We start from the raw sequence: 24,326 nt of genomic DNA, 5'->3' as shown, positions 1-24,326 counted from the left end.
TCGCTGCGACGTGTCAGCTCAGGCCGAAGATCGCGCCGATGATGGTCCGAGCAGCCTCGAAGAGCGCATCAACGGACGGGACACCGATTTCAGAGCTGATGGAAAAAAGGGAACCCAACATACGATCCTCCGGAGATAGTTTCTGAATGGCTAACTGCCACAAGGAAAATGCTACGGGTTCTACTTGTGGAACGGAAGCATGGGGACCCCGGGGGTGCCAACTCCGGACCAAAGTCCCGGCACCGCAGATCTACTGCACCCCAGCATGATTGCTCTCCCCCGCTTCGGATTCGACGCCTTCAGGATTGTCGACGAGGACTTTCGCAACACTCGCCAAAGCCTCCATGCTCGACATTTCCGCGTGAGAGCAGTCGACCAGGTACGGCCGCAGCGGCCCCACCAGTTGGGACCATTTTTCGACCAGGTGACGATGTTCAGGCAGATCATGCTGCGCCACAAACAATTCCACTGAGCCGAAATAGCGCCGCGGCGTGTGGTCCCGAACGATTCGCGACAGTTTTTCAACCCGCCCCACTACGGATTCGAGAACCGTATCGGAAAGGAAATCCATACCGGTCTGCCTTCGGATCTCTGCCGCAACGTCTACGAAAGTCAATGCTGCAGTTTCAGTTTCAACCTCAGCTAGTCCGATCTGTGCAAACAGTTCGGAAGGTTTCGGAGCCGCTTGTACCGATGGCATCATCTCCGGCAACAGCGCGTCGAGCATGACAACCGAACCGACCAGATCGCCCGTCTCTTCGAGTTGGCTCGCCATCTCGAGCGCGATCGTTCCACCGGCAGACCAACCCAGTAGATGGTATTCACCCGACGGCTGCACATTCCGTACGGCATCGACATACCCCGACGCCAACTCCGCCACCGTGCCGGGTAGCTCACCTGCACCCGTTGCCTGGATGCCGTATACCCGTCGACCTTCGAGCTGACCGACGAGTCCGACGTAGCACCAGGCAATTCCGCTGACCGGATGCACACAGAACAACGGCGGCCTTAGGTCATCAGGATTGCCGCCCAACATGACGATCGTGTCCAGCGGATCCGAATGGAACGAATCACCCTCCACGACGTCGGCATGAACGAGATCCATCCGAGAGGCAAGCTCCGCCACAGTTCGATCGGTGAAAATCCATTGAACCGGGAAATCCCTGTTCAGGGTCTCACGCAAGCGCGAAGCCACTCGAACTGCACCCATGGATGTCCCGCCGAGCTCGAAGAAGTCGTCGTAGCGGCCCACCGATTTCGCGCCGGTCACGCCCTCGAATGCCTGTGCCACTTGACGTTCGGTATCCGAGACGGGTCGATCCACACTCGACCCTACCTGCGGCGAAGGAGCAGGAAGTGCCGCTACGTCTATCTTCCCCGAAGCGAGCAGCGGGACCACTCCCACCACCGTCACCGACGAAGGCAGCAGGTGCTTCGGCAGCAGGCCGGAGACAAACCCGCGAAGCTCCGATTCCGTCACCGAACCGTTTTCCGCCAGCGTTACGTACGACCGGAGTTCAGCGGATCCGTGCCCGTCGTCAGAGACGACGGTAACCGAGAAGGTCACTGCTCCATGGCTTGACAGAGCCACGTCGACCTCCGCCGGTTCCACGCGGACACCCCGCACCTTCACCTGTGCGTCGTTGCGCCCCAGGTACTCGAGCGCTCGGTCGTGACGCCTACGACGCACGAGGTCACCCGTGCGATACATCCGAGTCCCCACCGCATAAGGATTGGCAACAAAACGCTCGGAAGTCAGACCCGGAGAGGCGACGTACCCCCGTGCCACATTCTCGCCGGCGAGGAATAGTTCTCCCGCAACGCCATCCGGAACCGGTCGGAGCCTCTGATCGAGAACAAACGCCGTCGTGCCAGGTACCGGGGTGCCGACGGTGACGTCCCCGTCAGTGATCCGCGCGGAAATCGATGCCGCGATCGTTGATTCGGTCGGTCCGTATCCGTTGACGATGCGATGTCGGGGTGACCACGCCGACGCAAGGCGGGCAGAGAGCGGCTCCCCCATCGATTCGACGATCAACGGTTGCACTGCATCCGGATCGACTGTGGCCAGGACCGTTGGCGTCACGATCAGACGTGTGACGTCGGCAGCGATCAGCAGATTCGTGAGTTCCTCTCCCCCGTAGACGAAGTCAGGAGCCAGAATCAACGTTCCACACCCTGCCGCCGCCAGAAGAATCTCGATCACCGACGCGTCGAAGGTCGACGACGCCAATTGCAGGACTCGGGGGCCACGATCGAGCTCGGCGATCTCGGCGTGCGCGGTGTAGACGTTCATGATGCCGCGGTGTGAAACCTCGACACCCTTGGGTCTTCCCGTGGAACCCGACGTGTAGATGACGTAGGCGAGGTTGTCGGGATGAGCCGGCGTTGCCGATACCTCGACAGCCCCACCAGCAGTGCAGGATTCATCCATCGCCACCCACTCGACGGAGTCCGGCAAACTCTCGGATGCACCTCGCGCTGTCAAACCGACAACCGAACCGCACTCCTCGACCATCGTCTGTCGGCGCGCTGTCGGCAGCGCCGGATCGAGCGACAGCCACGCTGCGCCTGCCCGCGCTACCGCCCACAGCGCAACGATCCACAGATGCCCGCGACCGAGCGCAACGGCCACCACGTCATCGGGTCCGATTCCTCGGACCACCAACTCGCGAGTCCAGTGCGACGACTCCTCGTGCAGGTCGCGATAGGTCCAGCGCCTGCCGTTCAATTCCAGCGCGATGCCGTCGGGTGCCTGCCGCAGCGCGCGTTCGAAAATGTCCGCAATCGTCAGCGGTTCGACGTGTCGAGGATTCGCAGCCGTCAGCGCCGAGCGTTCGAGACCGGACAGCAATTCGATCTCCCCGACCACGATCTCGGGTTCACCTGTCACTGCTTCGGCGATACGTGTCACCCGCTGCATGAACAGTTCCGCCGTCGACGCGCGGAATCTGTCTGTGGCATACAGCAATCGAATCGTCAGACTGTCACCGGTGTCGACCAGGTCCCACGTCAAGTCGTAACCGGTCGACGACCCTGTCTTGTCGATGTCGAAGACGGTGATGCCGTCGATCTGCGGCACGTCGAGCGCTCGCCGATATGCCAGCATGACCGTGAACAGGGGATGCTCGTTCATCCTGCGCGGCGGATCGACCTTCGCAACTACATCGTCGAACGAGACGTCCGCGTTCGCCATTGCCTCCAGATCGACACGGCGAACCTCGTCCAGGACAGCAGCGAAGCGGTCGGAGGAGTTGATCCTCGTGCGCAATGCGACAGTACCCACCATCATGCCGGCCACGCTCAGCAGCGCCGGATCGTTCCGCAGACTCACAGCTGCTCCCACCACGACGTCGTCCGTGACGCACTCGCGAGCGAGCAGCACGGCAATCACGCTGTGGACAACCATGAATACCGTAACGCCATGCGAACGAGCCAACGCCGACAACGCGTCATAGGTGGCACCATCGAGGACTTCCGTCACCATCTCGTCGGATCGTGAAGACACCGGACTCCGGGGGTTGTCGACGGGTAGAGCCAACACATCCTCGACGCCACCAAGTGCGTTCGACCAGTAGTCGAGTTGCCGATGCGCCACGCTCAGAAGATCCTCCGGATCGCCCAAGCTCTCTCTCGCCCAGAGACTGTAGTCGCCGTAGCTGATCCCGCCGGCGGAGCGATCCCATTCCCTTCCGCGCACCCTCGCCTCGAAGGCTGCCGCGAAATCGGCAAGGATCGGGCCCATCGACGCACCGTCGATTGCGATGTGGTGAACAACCAGTACCAGGACAGTCAATCCTGCAGAATCGGCTCCTGCATTTTCGCTGAACACACGCACACGGAACGGAACATCTCGTTCGAGATCGAACGGCACAGTCGCGAAGGCCGAAGCGCTCGCACGGATATCGTCGACGCACTCAGCGGTGAGATCGACTGCAACAGAGTCTCTTTCAACCTGTTGTGGACCGAGTTCACCCGGAACAAACACAGTTCGCAACACGGCATGGTGATCGACGACGTCACCGAGGGCGCTGCTCAAAACCGAACGATCGATGTCGTCTGCCAGGACCGCTGCAAAGGTCAGGTTGTACGCAGTCGATTCCGGCTGAAGCTGATTGATCAGCCAAAGTCGTTGTTGCGAGGGCGCCAGCGGCGCCGGCATACCGGAATCACGTCGAGTCAGTTCGCGGCGCTTGCCATCGGACGCGCTCGCCGACAGCCACTGAGACATCGCTCGCGGCGACGGATTGTCGAAGACGGCGCGAACAGGCACGTCCCGCGCGAAGATCGAGGCGAGTCGACCTGCCACCGCTGCCGCGGCCAACGAATCACCACCTGATTCGAACAGGTCGTGCAGAGCGCCGAAACTTCCGGACACGTGTTCCGACATGACAGCGGTGACGAGTTCCTCCGAAACCGTCACTGCTGCATCGGGCGCCTGGCTCTCGAACACATGGCGCCGCAACGCATCTGCGTCCAGTTTTCCGTTTGTCGTCAGCGGGATCGACTCCAACACGACCACGCGGCCGGGCATCAGATACGCAGGCAACATCGCGGCCAACTCGATTGTCAGCTGATCCGCCTCCACACCATCGCCAACCGCGCACGCAACGGCGATCTCGTCGACGAGGACAACCGCCGCAGCCTCGACGCCCGTGCACCGCCGCAGAGCTGATTCGATTTCGGCGGGCTCGACGCGGATTCCTCGCACGCTCATCTGACGGTCGGAGCGTCCGACGAATCCGAGCGTGTCATCGGTGCGGCGGTGAACCAGATCACCGGTCCGATAACGGCGGCGTCCACCTGGTGCTGCGACGAACGAGCTGGCGGTGCCGGCGGGATCTCCGGCATAGCCCATCGCAAGCCCGGGCCCGCTGACGTACAACTCACCGATCCCGGCCCACGGCACCGGACGCAGTCGCGTATCCAGTACCTCTGCACCGATTCCGGCGAGCGGAACTCCGATGGTGACCCGATGATCCACCTCGGCGACGGTCGTGACCACCGTGCATTCCGTCGGTCCGTATGCGTTGAGCATTCGCGCGCGGCGACTCCATGCACGCGCGGTGGAAGGTGAGAGCACATCGCCACCGACTGCCACCACCTCCAACGAGTCGAACCGCTCCGGAGCCATGGTGTCGAGTACGGCCGGAGTGGACAACATGTGAGTGACGCCGCGTTCTGCGACGAATTCTTCGAGTGCCCTTCCGCCGAAAGCCTCCCGAGGAGCGACCGCCAAGGTAGCCCCGGCACCGATCGCCAACATCATCTCGAGAATCGCCGCATCGAACGTCGGTTTGTAACCGTGCAGCACAACCGAGTCCGAAGTCACGCCGTACTTCCGGATTGCGTCGTCGGTAAGAAGGCCCAGACCTCGGTGGGTGACTGCAACGCCTTTCGGTTCACCAGTCGACCCGGACGTGTGAACGACGTACGCGACTGAATCCGGATACTGCCGACCGGGAACGGGGCTGCGGTCGGAGAGCACTGTGCGCAGTTGCTTCAGCCGTGCCGGCGGCAGGTCGGGGTCGATCGGCACGAATGCCGCGCCCGTTTTCGAGATCGCCAACATTCGGACCAGGTACGCGATAGTCCGTACCGCCGGAATCTCGTACACGGCACCCGGTCCTGCGCCCCGAGCCACCAGTTCCCAGGCTTGGGCATCCGAGGCAGAGTCGAGTTCGGCATACGTCACCGTGCGCTGCCCGTCGTCGAGAGCAATGTTGTCAGGGAATCGCGCCGCTGTGGCGGCGAAAATCTGGGTCAGCGTCCGGGACGAATCGACCTCGACAGCAGTCCAACTGGGCGCCGCGCCCACCGCGAGATCCGAAACGAGTACTGGCACATCCTCGGCCATCGAGGTGAGCACTCTCGACAGTTGTCGAGCAACCGCGTCGGCGCTCGAAGGATCGAACGCGCTCGCGGCATAGATGAGCGCTCCGGTCAATGATCCGTCGACAGCGGGTGCGAGCGAGACGTGCATGGGGAACTTCGTTGTCGCGGTCTCGATTTCGCGAGCCTCAATCGTGAGACCGGCCACCTCCACGGCAGGGATCGCGAAGTTCTGCAGACCCAGCGCAATCTGGGGAGTTCGTCCGCCGAGCAGCTCACCAACCAATTCGGCAGGAACAGAGCTGTTTTCGAATGCTGCCACATCCGCATCGAAAGCTGCACCCAACAGAAGGTCGACCGGCACGTCCCCGTCGATCCGAAGGCGAAGAGGCACCGTATCCACGAACATGCCGACCACGCCGTCGAGCTCAGGCGTACGCCGTCCGTCGACAGCTGTCGCGATCACGACATCGGGATTTCCACTCAGCTTGGCAAGCACCACGGACAACGCCGCATGAACCACCGCAAACAGCGAGACCTTCAATCGATCGGCTCGCGCCTGCAGTGCCGAGGTGATGACGGCTGGAATCACGAAGTTCACTCGCTGCGCTACGGAATCCGGCCCGCCATCAGAGTGATCCACCGTCAGCGGCGACACAGATGTCACACCGTCCAGCGTTCGGCGCCAGAACTCCTCGACGACAGGGGAAACGTCACGTGGTGCCTCCCACGCGGCAAAATCCCCGTACTGGATCGGCAGCGGAGACCATTGCGGATCCAGTCCAGCTCGTCGCTTGCCGTAAGCGGTCAGCAGGTCGCCGACCACCGTTCGCATCGACACCCCGTCGACTGCGATGTGATGAAAGCTCACTGCCAGAATGTGCCTGACCGGTGACACCTGGAGCAGCATCCAGCGCACCGGCAGGTCTGCCGCTACATCGAAACCGCGCGAGCCGAACTCTCGCAGCAGCACCTCGACCTCGATGTCGGCGACCAGTCGCGTTTCCATTGTCAGGGGGGTCGGAGGATCCACGACCTGAACCGGTGGAGTGCCCGGATACCGGGTTCTGAGGACGTCATGACGGCCGACAAGATCCGTCGCTGCGTGACGCAGCGCGGGCACGTCGAGTTCACCGTCGATCTCGATGCAGATCGGCAGGTTGTACGCACCGCTCGACGTGTTCCGCTGGTTCAGTACCCACATCGCACGCTGGTTCCGTGACAGAGGTGCGGGCGTGGGGTCGCGCCGCGGTTCCAGTCGGACAACATCGGTCGCCGGGCCACTCTGCTCGAGCGAATCGATCCGGGCCGCCAACGCCGCAACTGTTGGATGCTCGAATACGGTCCGGAGCGGAACAACCAGCCCAAGGGAACTACTCAAGAGCGAGGTAACCTCCGCGGCCGACAGCGAGTTGCCGCCGAGCGAGAAGAAGTCTGCGTCGCGGTCGTCCTCATTCCCGCCGAGCACCGAAGTAAAAGCTTCGGCAACAAGGCGTTCTGTGGCGGTGGCCGGCCCCTGTGCACGGGAAGCATCCAGTGTCGGCGCCGGGAGACGGGCGAAGTCGACCTTGCCGTTCCGCATCGGAAGCGCGCCCTCGATTTCGACGATGACATGCGGAACCATGTACGTCGGAAGGACTTCTGCGACAGCGGCGCGAAGTTGACCCGTGTCAACTCGTTCGGCATCCGAGCTTCGCACGTAGGCGACCAACAGAGGACTTCCACCCTGGGCCGACCGAACCCCGGCGACGCAGAAATCGACGTTCGCGACAGACTGAATGACTGCCTCGATCTCACCCGGTTCGATCCGGACGCCGTTGACCTTCACCTGCACGTCGGTTCGGCCGAGATAATGCAGGCGATACGTATTGCCTTCGGATTTGGGGCTTTCCGGCTTCCACATCACCAGATCGCCGGTCCGGTACATCCGGGCTCCTGAACTGGTTGCCACGAATCGTTCCGCGGTTCGGGCCGGTTGGCCGGCGTAACCGCGCGCGAGCATTCGACCGGAGAGATACAGTTCGCCTGCGACTCCCGGCGGCACCGGTTCGAGTCGATCATCGAGCACGACGGCGTCGACCCCGGCCAGTGGATACCCGACGGATCCGTCGTGAGTGTCAGCTGACAGGTGTTCGATCGACAGTGGTTCGGTAGCAAGCGAATACATCGCGGACTCGGCAGGTCCGTATCCGTTGATCACTCTGCGTCCGGCTTGCCAGCGCTTCGCCAACGCACCGCCGAGTCGCTCGCCCCCGAACATCACCGTTGCAAGGTCCGGCAGCGACGGATCGCCGATCGAGGCGACGACAGTAGGTGTGGCGCACAGATGAGTAATTCGCTCGCGCCTCAGTGCTGATGCAAGTCCCGAGCCGAACAGTTGGTCGTCCTTCGCCAGAACGAGCGTCGCCCCGGACGCACTCGCGATGAGCACCTCGAGCAACGTCATGTCGAACCCTGGCGCTCCGCGATGGAATACGCGCGAACCTGGACCAGCCGAGAATCGACCGGGCAGGTCCTGGGCGATCACACCGAGCCCGCCGTTGGTCACCACCACGGCCTTCGGGGTTCCAGTCGTTCCTGACGTGAAAACTACGTAGGCCGCAAGGTTCTCGGAATGACGTCGGGCCCGGTCTGCGTCCTGCTCACCACCGGCGTCGAGGCCGCAGACCGCGCCGTCGCCCAGCGCTTCGAGGACATCGCGTACTCGCGCCTGCGGCTGTTCCGGGTCCACCAATGCCGGAGCCGCACCGACCTTCGCGATCGCCCACAATCGCACGATCGACGCTATGGTCCGATCGGCAGTCCAGGCAACGACGTGGTCCACTCCGACTCCCCCGGAGCGCAACTCGTCGGCTGCGACGTCCGACTGCGCATCGAGGTCTCGGTAAGTGAGTGTGTTGCCCTCAGCTTCGACCGCCACGGCATCCGGAGCGAATTCGACGCCGTATCGCAGCATCGAGGCAAGCGTCGTACCGGAACACCGAGATGCATCGGGCCGGTCGACCGCGCCGTGTGCGGGGACGAGAAGAGCTCGCTCCGCACTCGTCAACAGGTCGATTCGCCCTACCGCGACATTGGGGTCGACAGACACTTGATTCAGGAGGTGCTCGAACCGACCCGCAAAGCTCGATACCGTCAGATCATCGAATAGATCAGCGTTGTACACGAATTCGAGACCGAGACCGCCCCCGATCCCCTCGTCCGTGACGTTGAGCTGCAGATCGAAATTTGCTTGCCTGACATCGGGCGAGATCTGAGTGACGGACAACCCCGGTATAGACCACGCGGCGGAATGAGTTGTCTGGAACGAGAGCGCCACCTGGAAGAACGGATGTCGCGAACGCGATCGCGGTGGGTCGATCAGATCAACCAGCGATTCGAAAGGCATCTCTGCGTGTGCGAACGCCGCTACGTCTCGCTGACGAACCTGCTCGACCAACCGGCCGAACGACTTCGACGGATCGACTTCGGTCCGAAGAACAATCGTGCCGGCAAACATGCCGACCAGCTCGTCGAGTTCGGGTGTGACGCGTCCGGACACAACAGTGCCGACAGCTACGTCATTGCTGCCGTTGTACCTCGCCAGCAGCGCCGCGAGTGCAGCGTGGACAACCATGAACATGGTTCCGTTGTTCGATCGTGCGAGTGCTTGAAGGCCCGTCCGTACCGAACCCCAGATCTCTACCCGGCAGCTCGACGCGCGGGCGGACGTCGAACGCGGACGGTCCAGGGGTAGCGTCACCTGCTCGGGAAGGCCTTCGAGAGCCTGCTTCCAGTAGCTGGATACCGTCTCGGGAATCCCCGATTCCCGTTGCCATGCGCTGTAATCGGAGTATTCGAGCGCGAGCGGCGACCACGTCGGAGCTTGCTGGGCCGAGCGAGCGATGTACGCCGCCGTGAAGTCACGTACCAACAACTCGAGCGATCGAGCATCGGCGGCAATGTGATGGATAACAACAGCCAGGATGAACTCGTCAGGCGAAAGCTGGAGAAGTGCCGCACGTACGGGCGGATCCACGGTGACATCGAAGCCCGAACCCACCAGTTCTGCAACACGATTCTCGGTGTCGTCGCCGGCGAGTGCCTCGAGTTGAAACAGCGGAAGCGCATCCTCGGCGACGAGCACCGTCTGAACCGGACGCTCGCCGACAACCGGATATACGGTCCGCAGAGTGCGATGACGGTCGATCAGGTCGTGAATTGCCAGTCCGGCTGCAGCTACGTCCAATTCACCCGTCAGGCGCAACACGATCGGAATGTTGTAGCCGGAGGATTCTGTATCCAACTGATTCAGAATCCACATTCGGTGTTGGGAAGCCGACAGCTGCACCTCCGCAGTGCCTGGGCGCGGTACCAAAGTCAGACGAGGTACCAAAGACAACGGAGACGCTTGCCCCGCGCCGATTCGGGCAGCAGCGATGCCGGCGAGCTGATCGACGAATGGGTGCTCGAACACATCGCGGACGTCGAGGTTGCAGCCCAAAGCGGAGTTCAGGCGCGACGAAAGACGAGTGGCGATCAAGGAATTGGCCCCTTGATCGAAGAGATTCCGGACCGGATCTATATGCGGAACTTCCATCAAATCGCTCAGAATGGCTGCAACTGTCTGAGCGAAGAAGTCTCGCGACTGCCGAGACGGCTGCACTTGCGACGTCGGGTCCGGCAGTGATGCTCGGTCGATCTTGCCGTTGATCGTGACCGGCAATGACGCAAGCGGCATCAAAGCCGACGGGACCATATGTGCGGGCAACAACGAACGAGCAGTCCGCAACACACCGTCGAGGTCGTGTCCGTTCTCAGGGGTGATGTAACCGACCAAAGTCGGCCCACTGTCGAGTTCTCTCACCACCACCGTGGCCTGCTCCACCGACGTGTGAGCCAACAGCGCGGATTCGACCTCGCCCGGTTCGACGCGGTAACCGCGCAGGGCCATCTGACCGTCGGCGCGGCGAACATATTCGAGTCGACCGGCTCGCCGACGGACCAGATCGCCGCTGCGGTACATCCGCGATCCTTCGAATCCGGGTTCAGACACAAATCGGGAAGACGTCATCCCTGGTTGACCCAAGTAGCCTTCGGCCACCTGCGGACCGGCAACGTACAGTTCGCCGACAGATCCCGGCGGGACGGGCTTCAACGACGCGTCGAGCACGTAGCTGCGAAACCCTGGTAGTGGGGACCCGATCGGCGAGACAGTCTCGTTACCGGAGATGAGATCGAAATTGGTTACATGGACCGTGGTTTCGGTGATTCCGAACATATTGACACCCCGCACGTCCGGGTGCCGATCGAACCAACCCTGCACGCGCCCGACGTCGAGGCGATCGCCGCCGAAAACAATCGTCCGGAGCGGAAGCAGCATTTCCGGCGTAACTTCCGCCAACGCATAGAAGGCGGCCGGGGTCTGATTCAGAACGGTGACTTTCTCCCGCACAATCAGATCCGCGAATCTTTCGGGAGAGCGCGCGACGTCACCGTCTACGATCACCAGGGATCCGCCAGTGGTCAACGCACCCCACATCTCCCAGACCGAGAAGTCGAATGAGTGCGAATGAAACATCGACCACACGTCTTCGTCGCCGAAGTCGAAGATCTCGCGAGTCGAGGCCAGCAGAGCCAACACGTTGTCGTGAGTCACCACCACACCTTTGGGCGCTCCGGTCGATCCGGACGTGTAGATCACGTAGGCGGCGGCCTCCGACTGTGGAACAGGCCAACCGGCCGTCGCTTCAGTCGTCTCGTTGACGAGGACGACAGCTTGCTCGGACCCAACGAACCGCCCAGCTGATTCGTCCGTCGACACAATCGCTTTCGGGCCTGCATCGGCAAGTACGTAGTGGATGCGAGCGTCGGGATACTGCAAGTCGATCGGGACGTACGCAGCGCCCGCGCGAACGACGGCGATGATGGCTACGACGAGGTCGACCGATCGAGGCAGGGCGACCGCCACGCGATCCCCGACTCCAATTCCTCGATCGATCAATACGGCGGCAAGGCCCTCCGAACGAACTCGCACCTCTTCATAGGTGACGCGAGTATCGCCACTCGACACCGCGATTGCATTCGGATGCCGGGCTGCGACGGCCCCGAAGAGGTCGGGCAGCGACTGCGCGACAATCGAAGGCCCCGGCACCCAAGCCAGCAATTCTTCGCGCTCCGCAACGCTGAGAACATCGATGTCGCGCAGCATGATTGACGAGTTCTCGGTAATCGAGTCACATACTCGACGCAGTCGCTCGACCCAGCTCTGCACGGTGCCCGCATCGAACAGATCGGCGGCATATCGGAAAGTGCCGCGAATACCGCTCGCGTCGCCGTCAATCGTACGATCTTCGCGCACAGTCACTTCGAGGTCGAAGCGAGGGTGCGCGGGAGGTAGCGGAGTGCCGTGGGCCGTCAAAGTTCCCACCGCGATCTCGGAATCCGGTGCTACGGGATCGACAGCGAGAACCACTCTGAGGAAGGAATTCTTGTCGCCTGCGGCCCCACCGACCGCGCGGTCGACCACCCAGTCGAACGGGACGTCGGCATTGGACAAAGCTGCCACGTCAGCCTCGCGTACCCGACTCAAGAACTCACCGAAGGTGTCTCCGCCGCGAAGGAGCGTTCGCAGCGCCACGGTCCCGACGAACATACCGACGGCGCCGTCGAACGAAGGGTGTGTTCGGCCGGACGTCGGGGTTCCGATGACCACATCGGACGCACCGGTGATCTTGCTCAGCGCAATCGCAAGGCAGGCGTGCAACACCATGAAGGTTGTGCAGTGATGCGCTCGAGCGATCTCGTTGAGCGCCGCGTGGACGGGCGAGGGCAATTCGAAAGTCACGTCCCGAGCCGACGACGCTAGGTCCGGCCGGCGGGATCTGTCCACGGGAAGCGCAAGAGCCGGATCAACGCCGGCGAGTGCGTCGGACCAGAATTCCAGCTGGCGACCTGCCAAGCTCTGTGGATCCGCAGGATCACCGAGAACGGTTCTGTGCCAAGCGGAATAGTCACGGTAGTCGAGCGCGGGCGAAGGCCAGATCGGCGACCGCCCGTCGGCGCGAGCGTCGTACGCGGAGATCAGGTCAGAAACGATCGTGGCGAACGAAAGGCCGTCCAAGGCTATGTGATGCGCAACCACGGTCAAGCGGTGGTCGGCATCGCTGCCGGAGGTGAGGATCAAACGAAGCGGTGCATCGGTCTCCAGGTCGAAACCTGCCGCAACCAATTCCGCTGACGCAGTATCGTATTCCTCGGACGGAACCTCGATCAGAGTCACCGGAGTCGCGGTCGCAACTTGGATCGGCCACGTGTCGTGATTCTGTTCGAACGAGAACACGGTACGCAAGACGAGATGGCGATCGGTCAGGTCGGCTACCGCCGCCCTCATCGCCTCTGTATCCAGTGCACCACTGAACGCGACCTCGAACGCGATGTTGTACGCCGACGACTGGGGATCGCGACGGTTGAGCAGCCATAGACGTTGTTGCGCCGGAGCGATTTCGACGGTGACCTCGTCCGAAATGCGCTCGGGCTCCACCACCCATTCCGCCCGGTCCTCACGAATCTTCTGGGCCAGACGCGCCGGAGTCGGGGCGCCGAACACGTCCCTGACACCAACTCGTCTACCGAGTGCAGAACTCACGCGCGCTGCAACATACACGGCGTCGAGGGAACTACCGCCCCAGGCGAACAAGTCGGAGTGCGTTCCGAGAACTCCGACGCCCAGGACCTCGGCCATCACCGAGGCAATCAATTCCTCGTCGTACTCGATCGGACGGTGCACGGTCGAGTGCTGCTCGGCGACCGCGGACCATGTCGGTTCAGGAAGCGCTGAACGGTCCGTCTTTCCATGGCTCGTGACGGGCAACGCTGCCAGAATCGTCACCGAACCCGGAAGCATCGAACGTGGAAGTAGTGAAGCCAGATGTTCGCGGACCGCCTTCTGACTCAATAGATGAGCAGTGCCGTCCTCACCTTCGGCCGCAGTCACGTACGCCGCAAGCGACCCGGATCGCTCGACCACCGCTGCTTGCGCAACACCGGGAGTCGACAGGAGCACAGCCTCGATCTCGCCCAGTTCAACGCGTACTCCACGGATCTTGACTTGTTGATCAGAGCGGCCCAAGAACTCGAGCTGACCGGCATCGTTCCATCGCACGACGTCCCCGGTGCGGTACATGCGCTCGCCGGCACCAGTGGCACCAAAGGGCGCCGCTACGAAACGCTCCGAGGTCAGCGTCGGGGAAAGGTACCCGCGCGCCAGTCCTGGTCCCATCACGTACAGCTCGCCCGCGGCGCCGACCGGAGTCGGTCGCAACCACGAATCCAACACCACAGCGGCAACGCCGTCGATCGGACGCCCGATCGGAGTATCACCGCCAGGCTCGAGTGGCTCGCTCATGAATGCCGCGACGGTCGCTTCACTGGGTCCGTACGAATTCACGATGTCGACATGACTCGACCACACATCCACGAGCGCCACCGGCGGTCGCTCGCCGCCGACGTTCAACACTCGAAGATCCGGCAGTTTCCGAGGATCCATCGTCAGCGGAACCGATGGTGTCGAGATCAGGTGCGTGACACCCTCGAGCCGCAGATAGTCTTCGAGGTCCACTCCGCCGATCAATCCGGGAGGAACGATCACGGCGGTCGCGCCGCAGCCGTGAGCAAGCAGAATCTCGAGGATCGACACGTCGAACGAGGTAGCTGCCAGGAGCGCGACGCGGGAGGAACTATCGATGTTCAGTCGCCTGGCGTGAGAACGCAGCAACGGCGCAATGCCTCGGTGCGTGACCGCGACGCCCTTCGGCCGTCCGGTCGACCCCGACGTGTAGACCACGTAGGCGGTGTCGTCCAGAGACAGGTCGGCGATAGATGAACCCGCCCCCACGCGTCGATTCGCCGGCCCTTCGACGGTCTCGTCTTCCCTGGGGTCGACGACGCAGACCCAAGCCGGCACGTTCACGAGTTCGCCACCGACCACAACGGACACGTCGGCGTCGTCGAGAATGAAAGCGACACGCTCGGAGGGTGTTTGAGGATCCACGAAAAGAAGGGCAGCACCAGCCCGCACTACTGCATGAAATGCAACTACGGAATCGGTCGAGCGCTCGGTGAGGATCCCGACGACGTCACCTCGTCCGACGCCGTTCTCCACGAGCAAGGCGCACAGTGCATCCGCGCGAGCGCCGAGCTGGTCGTAAGTGACGTCCACACCTTGCTCGCGGATCGCGACGGCGCTCCCCTGCCCTGCGCCGCCTCTGACGACCGAATCGAGCGTCGCGAATCCGTCCGTCCGCGGACCTAGCGCGGGGACCAGATCCTTCGCTTCGTCCGTCGAGAGGATGCGGAGGTCACCGAGCGCACGGGTAGCCGAGTCGAGGAATCCCTCGAGAAACCGAACGAACTGACGATGATGCATCGCCAGGTCACGTTCGCTGTAGAGGCGTGGATTGGCTTCGAAGGACAGGCGAACGTTCTCCCCCGCGATCGACGGATAAATGCTGAAGAACAGATCTTCGGTGGGTCCGGATGTGAGGACGTGAAATTCGCCGACGACGTCGCCGAGCCGAATGGCTTCGTGAAACATCATGACGTTCACGGCCGGGCCCGCCGCCTCACGGGATCTGCCCTGACCCTCCTGGAAGCCCATGTCCTCGTAGCGGAATCGCTGGTGGCGTAGTGCACCGGTCATCTGAACCGAGATCTGACGCACCAGTTCTTGTGGCGACAGATCCCGTTCGAGTTGCGCACGAACAGGCACGATGTTGGACAGCATCCCACCTGAACGTTTCGACGTCGCCGTGGTGCGGCCGGACACCGGCAAGCTGAGGACTACGTCATCGGAATCAGTCATGCGACCGAGATAGGACGCGAATGCACCGACGAGGACCGCCACCTCGGACGTAGTCCACTCGGTCGCTACATTCGAAAGATGTTTTGCAAGAGTTGGATTCAGTGTCCGCACCATCATGTGCTGCGGCATGGACGTCAGGCCGGCGCCGTCGGTGAGGCGAACCGGGCGGGGCAGGCCTTCGGACATCTCCGTCCAGTACTGCTTGTCCGATCGATACCGCGACGAGGATCGGTAGTCGACGTCGAGGTCGTGCAGTGCACGGACCCCGACACCACCGAACGGAGTCAGCGTCTTGCCATGAACCAGATGCGAATAGCGCTCGGCCACCCGCGCGGTGAGTGTCATCGCCGCATGTCCGTCGAGCACGAGATGATGGGCGTGCGAGTACCAGAAATAGTGATCGTCTGCCAGATGAAGCAAAGTCGCCGAGATCAGGCGGTCAGACATCACGTCAAGTGGCCGTGAGTATTCCGCTGTCATCCACTCGTTCGCGCGCTGAACCGGGTCGTCGTCGCTGCGTAAGTCGAGGTATGCGAGATCGTCGACGATCGAGTGATCGACAATTTGCGCCGGCTCGGCATCAGTGGCGACGAGGCGAACGAACGGCGACTCCAATTCATGACATGCCGTGTTCGTTGCCTCGATCAGAGCGTCGACGTCAACCGGCCCTCGTAGCTCCACGTACTGAGCCACCACGAACGGAGTTGACGGACTCAGTTGCTGCGCAAACCACAGCGCGAGCTGAGCCCGAGACAACGGAAAAGCACTCAACCCGTCACCTCACATTTCACCAGCCTTGTTTTTCACGAACATTCGATGGCTGATCACGTGAATCCATGGGAGCGAACACCACGAACGGCCGAACCGAACCCTACTGTCTCGTCTAAGTTTTCACCACTGGGCCAACACTGCTAGACATGTCGACGCAGCTTTCACGCACTCAAACGTCAGGAGCTTCAGCGGATGAACAACGACACGGTGGGACCAAAGTCCGACGACGATTCCGGGGCTGAACCGAGCGGCTCCAACACCATCCCACCGAGGGGCCCGGAGCGCGAACCGAAGAGGACGGTCACACTGCCGGGAGGCCGTCGAACTGCACTCGCAATCACGGGAACGGCACTGGTGGTGGGCGGTTTCGTGGCCTGGCTCGGGTACACGGCATACGAGGCGAAAGACAACCTTGAAGCATCTCGCGACCATGCACAATCGGCGAAGAGTGCACTTCTGGCCGGGGATACCGGGGTCGCAGAGTCCACCGCGGCGGAAGCCGATCGAAATGCATCCGCAGCGTACGACAACACCCATTCACTCCCCTGGAACATCGCCGCCGCAATTCCGGTCATCGGGTCGCCCTTCGACACGACGCGTCAGATGACCGAGGTCGTTCAGGGACTCACGCGTGACGTTCTCGGTCCCGCTGTCACTGTCGGAACTCCACTCGCACCAACGGAATTGGTCCAGCCTGGTGGACGCTTGGCACTCGCACCGTTACGCGAAGCGGAACCGAAATTGGCCGAAACAGCTATCGCCGCGGAATTGCTGTCGTCGCAGGCACAGGAAGTTCGCGAATCGAAGTACCTGGGCCGAGTTAACGATGCCAGAGCAGAATTGCAGTCGCAGACAAGCGAACTGGCTACCCTCCTGACGAACACCGCCACCGCGGCGCGCATCGCACCGGCGATGCTCGGCACCGACGGACCGCGCAATTACTTCATCGGTTTCCAGACCAATGCCGAAGCCCGAGGAACCGGCGGTCTGTTGGGTGGATACGGCATCGTCCGAGTCGACAACGGCGCCGCACGGGTGGACACGCTCTCCCCCAACTCCGAACTAACACTGGACAATCAACCGATAGACCTTGGTCCTGACTTCAACCAGCTGTACGGAAACAGTCGCCCGACCACCGATTCTCGCAACAGCAACCTCAGCTCGCACTTTCCCTACGCAGCGCAGATCTGGCAGTCCCTGTGGTCACAGGAGTCCGGGGGTGAGATGGTCGACGGTGCGATAGCGACCGATCCGATCGCCCTGAGTTACATCCTCGAAGCGGTAGGACCGATCAAGATGCCCGACGGAGAGTCGGTCACCGCCGACAACGTCGTGGAACTGACCGAGTCGACTGCGTACGCTCGCTTCCCTTCCGACAACAAGGCACGAAAGCAGTATCTGCAGACAATCGCAGCTCGTGTCGTGGAGAAGATGACCGGGAACATCAAGTCGCCGAGCGCACTGCTGGAAGCTCTGGGCAAGGGCGTCAGCGAGGGCAGAATCGCCGTGTGGAGCTCTCACCCCGACGAACAATCGGTTCTCGCCGACACCGTCCTCGGGCACACCATTCCCGATGATGCCGCTCCGTACGCCGGTGTGGTGATCAACAACCAAGCCGGTAACAAGCTCGACTACTACCTCACACGAGAAATCGCCTACACAGCCCAGACGTGCACCGGCGACACCCGAAAGACAACGGTCACCGTTCGACTGACAAACAACGCGCCCGACGCCGACCTGACCGAATATGTCAGCGGGATCGTCGACAACCCCGGACGACTACCCAAGGGCACCAACGTGGCTGCAGTCACACTGCTGGCAACGACCGGCGCCAAACTCGACGCAGTCTCCGTGGGCGGGCAGATTTCGTTTGCCGTCAACGGAACCGAACAGGGCCACCCGGCATTCATGACAAGGGCCGTCATTCCGCGAGGGCAGACCGTAGAGCTGAAGTTCGATCTGACCGAGCCCACAGCCGAGGGCGAAGCCCGTGTCCCTGTCCAGCCGCTGGTCGACGAGCCGAAGATCACGGTCGACGTGCCTACCTGCTGAGCCTGACCGGCAAACGCCGACGGATCCCCCTGTCATGTCGGCGTTTGCCGCCTCGTGAACTTTCAAGAGATTTGAAACTTTGGCAAAGGCTAGCCTATGCTTCCTGACGCGCCTGGAACCGGCCGTCGGCTGCGATCCGTCGGAGTCTCACTCCTCGGCGCATCGACAACGGAAGGTTCCCCATGCGATACGCCCGTGTGCGCTCACTTCGCCGAACTGTGGCCCTGAGCGGATTGGTCATTGCCGCCCTGGTAATCGGCGGATGCAGTAACAACGACACCGCAACCGAATCGAGCAGCAGCGACTTCGAAACCGTCACCATCGAAAGTGCGCTCGGAAACGCCGTCATCACCGAAAAGCCCGAGCGAATCGTGACTCTCGGTATGGGGTCGGCGGAGACCGTGATCGCGCTCGGCACGATCCCCGTCGGCGTCGAAAAGTACGCATGGGGCAGCGACGACACCGGATATCTGCCGTGGGTGCACGAAGCGGTCACGAAGCAGGGTGGCGAACTGCCAGAGCAGTTCACCGGCGGCACCGACCTCAACATCGAAGCGATCATCGCTCTCGAGCCCGACCTGATCCTCGCCCCCTGGTCCGGCATCACCCAGCAGCAGTTCGACTCTCTGAACGCGTTCGCGCCGACCGTCGCCTACGCCGAAAGCCCGTGGACCATCACGTGGGAAGAGCAAATCAACGTCATCGGCAAAGCCATGGGCGAATCCGAGAAGGCGACAGCCGAAATCGACAAGATCAAGTCGCAGTTCGCGGAATCGACTGCAGCACATCCGAACTACGCCGACGTCAGCTTCTCCTTCATCTACAACACGGGTCCAGGAACCCTCGGCGTCTTCTTCGCCGAAGAGCAGCGCGTGGCCATGGTCCGCGCACTCGGCTTGCAGGTGGATCCCGTCGTCTACACCTTGACGGAATCTGAAGGAACAGACTCCGCCGTCATCGGCCTCGAGAACGCAAACCTCCTCGACAAGTCCGACCTGCTCTTCACCTTCTACTCGGACCCGGCCAATCGGGCCGAGATCGAAGCGCAGCCGGCCTACCAGGCCATCCCCGCTGTGACTCGGGGAACTGTCATCGCTCCGACCGAGCAGCCCTTCGTCACCGGTTCCTCGATGATCAACCCGCTGACCGTGCCCTGGTCGCTCGAGCGCTACGTGCCGATGATCGACGAGTCAATCGCAAAGCTGAACAAGTGATGTAGATCAGCATCGCGCGATCGAGAAGCCCGCGTCCTATTCGGATGCGGGCTTCTTGCCGTCGCGTTGGGCTTTAAATCGCATCCACTCGCTACTCAACATTCGATTGTCGATGATCCACCCCATGTAATCGCGCATGTTGAGGACACGAATGTAGGCGGGGCCGTTGGGATTTGCGTACTGCAGTGCTTCAGTCGCGAGTTTGCGTTGATTCTCGAGATACACGTGCTCTGTTTCGAGGAATCCGCCCCACACGTCGGAATCCATGACGTAGTAGTGAGTCCGATCCCGAGGCTTGCGCGTGAGCTTGACGAACCCCCGGTCGATCAACCGGCGAATGTAAGTGGACACCGATCCGCGACTGGCGCCCAGTGCCTGCGCCAACTCTTCGGCACTGACCCCTGGCGACTCGCTGATCAACAAATAGCCCGCAATGCGTCCCTCGATGCGAGCTCCACCACCGGACTGCCAGTACACGGAGAACTGGTCGATGAACCACGTGGAGAAGTCGTCACCGCGAGCAGGGCTGGCATCGCCCATTCGTTGAGCCTCCGAGGTCTGGATACGAACAAACTGGGTACGAACGATTCGTCACTATTGTGCCAGCACCACCGTCACCGAGCCGAAATCATCAGCCCTGGAGTGGTTGCGATGAACTCGAGCTGTTCGATCGTCAAAGGCGACGCCGATGTGGAGCCAGCCGATGTCACGAACTGGGTCACCACTACTGTTTCGCCGGAGGGGTGAACAACCCGGACCGTATCATCGCCCGAGCCATCGGGATCGACCAGGCGAGTCACCGTGGTGGCGTTGGGCAACGTCAGGATCGCGCCTGGTTCCGGGACGGCCGTACCAATCGATATTTCGACATCACCGCGGCCGTCCGATGTCGAGACGACGATTCGTTCGCACGCCCCTCCCCGTCCGTAGTCATCCGGAACCAGCGAACCGAGCGGGCGTTCCAAAGTGACCTCTTCTGCGCCGAGATCCTTCCAACGTGCATCGAGCAACTGATTCAGTCGGTCGATATCCATGCGCGTCGCAGGTGGACCGGCATTCACGGAATCGGTGTAGCAGGATGCCATCGGCGGCGGCGTCGAGTCTGGGACCGGCTGTGTCACAGCGAGCCCGGGCGCTGTCGCGACCGCGATCAGTTCGTCCATCGTCAAAAGCGGACCAGTATCCGTCGAAGTGCCGGTCGACGTGTCGATGCTCGCAACAACTCTGGATCCGTCACCGAGATACGCGACTACACCGCGCTCGCCCCCGACTGCCGAACCGTCTTTGTCTTCGAAATCTGCTCGGTCCTCGAAATCTGCGATGTCGAGTACCGTTCCGTTCGCGAGATACTCCCGCCGATCCACCAGCCCCTCCAGGCACAGTGGCACCGGCTGATCCCATGCACGAACCTGAACCGAGATATCCGCAGTCCGCCCGACGCGAGTCAAGGTTCCCTTCGCCGACGTCGAACCGCTGAACTCGATCGGGTCGACCCCGTCGGGAAACGAAACGCCACGGTAATTCTGGATCGGCGCGAACTCGAGCGATTTCGATGGACTCGCAAATGCAACGTCGACATCGGAAGGCAACGATTCGAGTAGTGCGTCGCTCATGGCGGTGGCCTTCGGTCCCGAGAACCATGGATAGTCCGGGTCGTCATAACCGGGCTCACCGGTAAAACCGTAGTTGATGCGCACCGGCGGACCTGGCGATTCCACCGACTCGCAGCCGGGAATCGACGTGCCCGTGCCCTCGTTCGTCACCGCTGCGACAACAGTTCCCAATGCGACGATCGAGACGATCACCAGCCCGTCGCGCCAGGTCCATTGTTCGCGGCGACGGTTCGACTCGTGTGCGGTGCGCCCAGACATTTCTCGATCATTGCCTACGACAACAACTACGTCGCTATCCGACATACCCGCTGAGGTCGTAGATCGTGGAATTTCCCACCGTTGTCGACGTGAAATTCGCTTCGACCCATTCCTGAATAGCACTCGACGTACTGTCCCCGCCTTGGCTGTCTTTCGGGCTTCCGCCCTGGCCACTGGCGATGTAATAGTGGATCTCGCCGTCTGCCACGTACTCGATGAACTGGTCCAGCGTCGGTGCGGGATCAGAACTCCAACCGCCGATCGCCATCACCGCAGTATCGCTGGCCAACTCGTAGGTTGCTGCGCTTTGCGATCCGTTGGTCGCGGCCGACCACGTGGTGCCCGCATTGACCAACATTGCCGTCAACTCGGAAGTACTTTCGCTACCACTGCTTGTTCCTGGCCCACTCGTTGTTCCTGGCCCACTCGCCGTCGGATTACTGCTCGCGTCATCAGAGTTCGGCAGAGCCCCACCGTCTCCCTGCCCTTGGCCCCCACCCATGCCTCCTCCCCCGCCCATTCCGGAGTCGGACACGGCGCCGGTTGGTCCTGCCGTCGGGATGGACCCACCATGCGCTGTAGCGGCAGTGGCAATCGCGTAAGACGCCGAACCGGTTATCCCTGCCAACGAACCGATGATCAATCCAGCGACAGCGAGCTTGCGAAATCGACCCTTGGCTTCCACCAGAACCAGGATCGCGCCGACGACAGTGCCCGCCAACAGAATCCACTTCAGCATCGGCAGCCATTCGGCATTGCGGTGCAACAACACCCAGCTCCAAATTCCTGCGGCCAGCATCATCGCTGCCAAGCCGCAGCGTCCGATCCAGCGGGCACGCACCAACCACAGGGCGTATCCACCGACGCCGATCATCCCCGCAACAGCAGGCGTCAGCGCAACTGTGTAATAGGGGTGGATCGTTCCGGACATGTAGCTGAAGATCAGGCCGGTAGCGAGAAACCAACCACCCCACAGGATCAACGACGCACGGAGAAGATCTGTGCGCGGTGCACGCCCACGGGCGAGGAGTCCGAACACCAACGCGATCAGTGCCGCAGGAATCAGCCAGGAAATCTGGATACCCATCTCGCTGCCGAACAGCCGATCGAGTCCGGCACTTCCCCCAAAGCTGGAACCTGCACTGCCACCAGCCATTCCACTACTACCACCGGACATTCCGCCACCGGTGTTCCCGAAAAGTCGACCCAATCCGTTGTATCCCAGTACCAAGTCCATGACGCTGTTGTTGGTCGATCCGCCGATGTACGGGCGAGAATCAGCGGGCCACAGCCACACTGCCAACACCCACCACCCAGCCGATATGACAACGGACGCAGCACCGATCACCAGGTGGAACAGGCGAGTCCGCAAGCGCACCTGTCCGGCAATCAAATACGCGGCACCAAATGCAGGCAACACCATCAGCCCTTGCAACATCTTGGTGAGAAAAGCGAAGCCCAGCGCGACTCCTGCGAGCGCCACCCACATTGCGGCTCGTCGACCCACCGCCGTGCACATGGCGCGAATCACGAAGTAGCCGGCGAGAGTCATGAGCAGGACAAGCAATGCATCGGGATTGTCGAACTTGAACATCAGGGCGGCAGCGGGCGTAGCTGCCAACACAGCTCCCGCCACAAGACCCGCAGTCGGCGTCGCCACTCGTTTGACGGCCGCATACACGAGCGCAACCGATCCGACGCCCATCAACGCCTGCGGAACAAGAAGGCTGGCACTCGAAAATCCGAAGATTCGTCCGGACAGACCCATGACCCACAATGAAGCGGGCGGTTTGTCGACAGTGATGAAATTCGAGGTATCGAGGGAACCGAAGAACCACGCTTTCCAATTCTGGGAGCCGGCCTGCGCCGCCGCAGCGTAGAAGGTATTGGCGTAGCCACTCGCGGTCAGATTCCACAAATACAAGACCGCCGTTGCTGCCAACAGGACCGTCAGCGCCAATCCTGTACGGCGAGTGCGGAACCACGACGGCGAGGGCTCGGCTCGATGGGCAGTTGGTGCCGGCCGCTGAGGCGGGGCCGGATGCAGAACGGCGGTCATCAGGAAGTCCCTTCACGAGTTACTGTCCTGCCAACGATCGCGCTTTCAACCCCGGCGGTACTGGGAGCCGGCTGGAAAGTTGCTGTGAATGAATCAGGTCAGGGAACGCTCGAACAGCACGACGCTGAACCAACCGTTGTCGACAGCATCTCCGAAGTCACGACGCCCTACCTCGGCGAAACCCGCGTCTCGGTAGTAGCGGCGCAACCGCACGTTCGTTTCGACACAATCGAGCCGCAAGTACTGCGCGCCCTCCTCCGCGGACCGTCGATGGGCCCAGACGAGTAAGCGTTCGCCCAACGAGGTGCCCGAGAATTCTCGATCGATAACCAATCCGTGCACGTAGCCGGCAGGCTCGTTCGAATCGGGCCAGACCACGGGGTCTGACCAGATCAACCGCAGGGCGCCGACAATCCTCGACTGCGCCCGATCTCGCGCAACAAAGAACTCCCCTCTCGAAATCTGCTGCCCGACCTGCTCGACAGACACTTCACGTGGGCGCCACTGGATGATTCCGCGTTCTGCCAACCAGTCTTCTGCCGCGTGCCGCAGCGCCAGAATCTCCGGCCCATCGCTCTCGACCGCTTGCACAACGTCCACAACCATATGACCTCCCCCATATCTGCAGCCGTTCACAACACACGGCCTCCAGGCCCCAACCCGGGTGTTTCTCCGAGTTGAAGCCT

7 protein-coding genes are annotated in these 24,326 nt (G+C 61.9%); 2 read left to right on the top strand and 5 right to left on the bottom strand.

What is annotated here, in order from left to right; all coding sequences use genetic code 11:
- Window positions 1-250: 250 nt before the first annotated feature.
- A complete protein-coding gene (locus H351_RS15770) occupies window positions 251-16,444 on the bottom strand; it encodes a non-ribosomal peptide synthetase (RefSeq protein ID WP_029255516.1) in 16,194 nt (5,397 codons plus the stop codon).
- A gap of 192 nt (window positions 16,445-16,636) precedes the next feature.
- Here H351_RS15770 and H351_RS15765 point away from each other — a divergent pair, with 192 nt between their 5' ends.
- Together H351_RS15765 and H351_RS15760 are read left to right on the top strand one after the other, a co-directional pair.
- On the top strand, window positions 16,637-18,496 hold the full coding sequence (locus H351_RS15765) for a DUF4012 domain-containing protein (RefSeq protein ID WP_029255517.1): 1,860 nt from the start codon (window positions 16,637-16,639) through the stop codon (window positions 18,494-18,496).
- Between the two features lie 182 nt (window positions 18,497-18,678).
- Window positions 18,679-19,710, top strand: a complete 1,032-nt coding sequence (locus H351_RS15760) for an iron-siderophore ABC transporter substrate-binding protein (protein WP_029255518.1) — start codon at window positions 18,679-18,681, stop codon at window positions 19,708-19,710.
- A gap of 36 nt (window positions 19,711-19,746) precedes the next feature.
- On the opposite strand, the gene H351_RS15755 is transcribed toward H351_RS15760, so the two are convergent.
- The 4 genes from H351_RS15755 to H351_RS15740 all read right to left on the bottom strand — a co-directional run bounded on the left by H351_RS15755 (window position 19,747) and on the right by H351_RS15740 (window position 24,246).
- Entirely contained in the window at window positions 19,747-20,250 is a 504-nt protein-coding gene (locus H351_RS15755) for a GbsR/MarR family transcriptional regulator (protein WP_020908019.1), read from the bottom strand.
- A gap of 74 nt (window positions 20,251-20,324) precedes the next feature.
- Window positions 20,325-21,581 carry a hypothetical protein gene (locus H351_RS15750; RefSeq protein ID WP_029255519.1) on the bottom strand — a complete coding sequence of 419 codons (1,257 nt, stop codon included), beginning with the start codon at window positions 21,579-21,581 and terminating at the stop codon, window positions 20,325-20,327.
- A gap of 34 nt (window positions 21,582-21,615) precedes the next feature.
- Entirely contained in the window at window positions 21,616-23,640 is a 2,025-nt protein-coding gene (locus H351_RS15745) for an ArnT family glycosyltransferase (RefSeq protein ID WP_029255520.1), read from the bottom strand.
- Between the two features lie 93 nt (window positions 23,641-23,733).
- Window positions 23,734-24,246, bottom strand: coding sequence for a GNAT family N-acetyltransferase (locus H351_RS15740; RefSeq protein WP_029255521.1), 513 nt, complete (start codon window positions 24,244-24,246; stop codon window positions 23,734-23,736).
- Window positions 24,247-24,326: the final 80 nt, after the last annotated feature.

The organism is Rhodococcus erythropolis R138 (assembly GCF_000696675.2).
GTDB lineage: Bacteria > Actinomycetota > Actinomycetes > Mycobacteriales > Mycobacteriaceae > Rhodococcus_F > Rhodococcus_F erythropolis.
The sequence above is the reverse complement of the archived record's forward strand: the minus strand, read 5'-3'. Positions and strand labels throughout refer to the sequence as shown.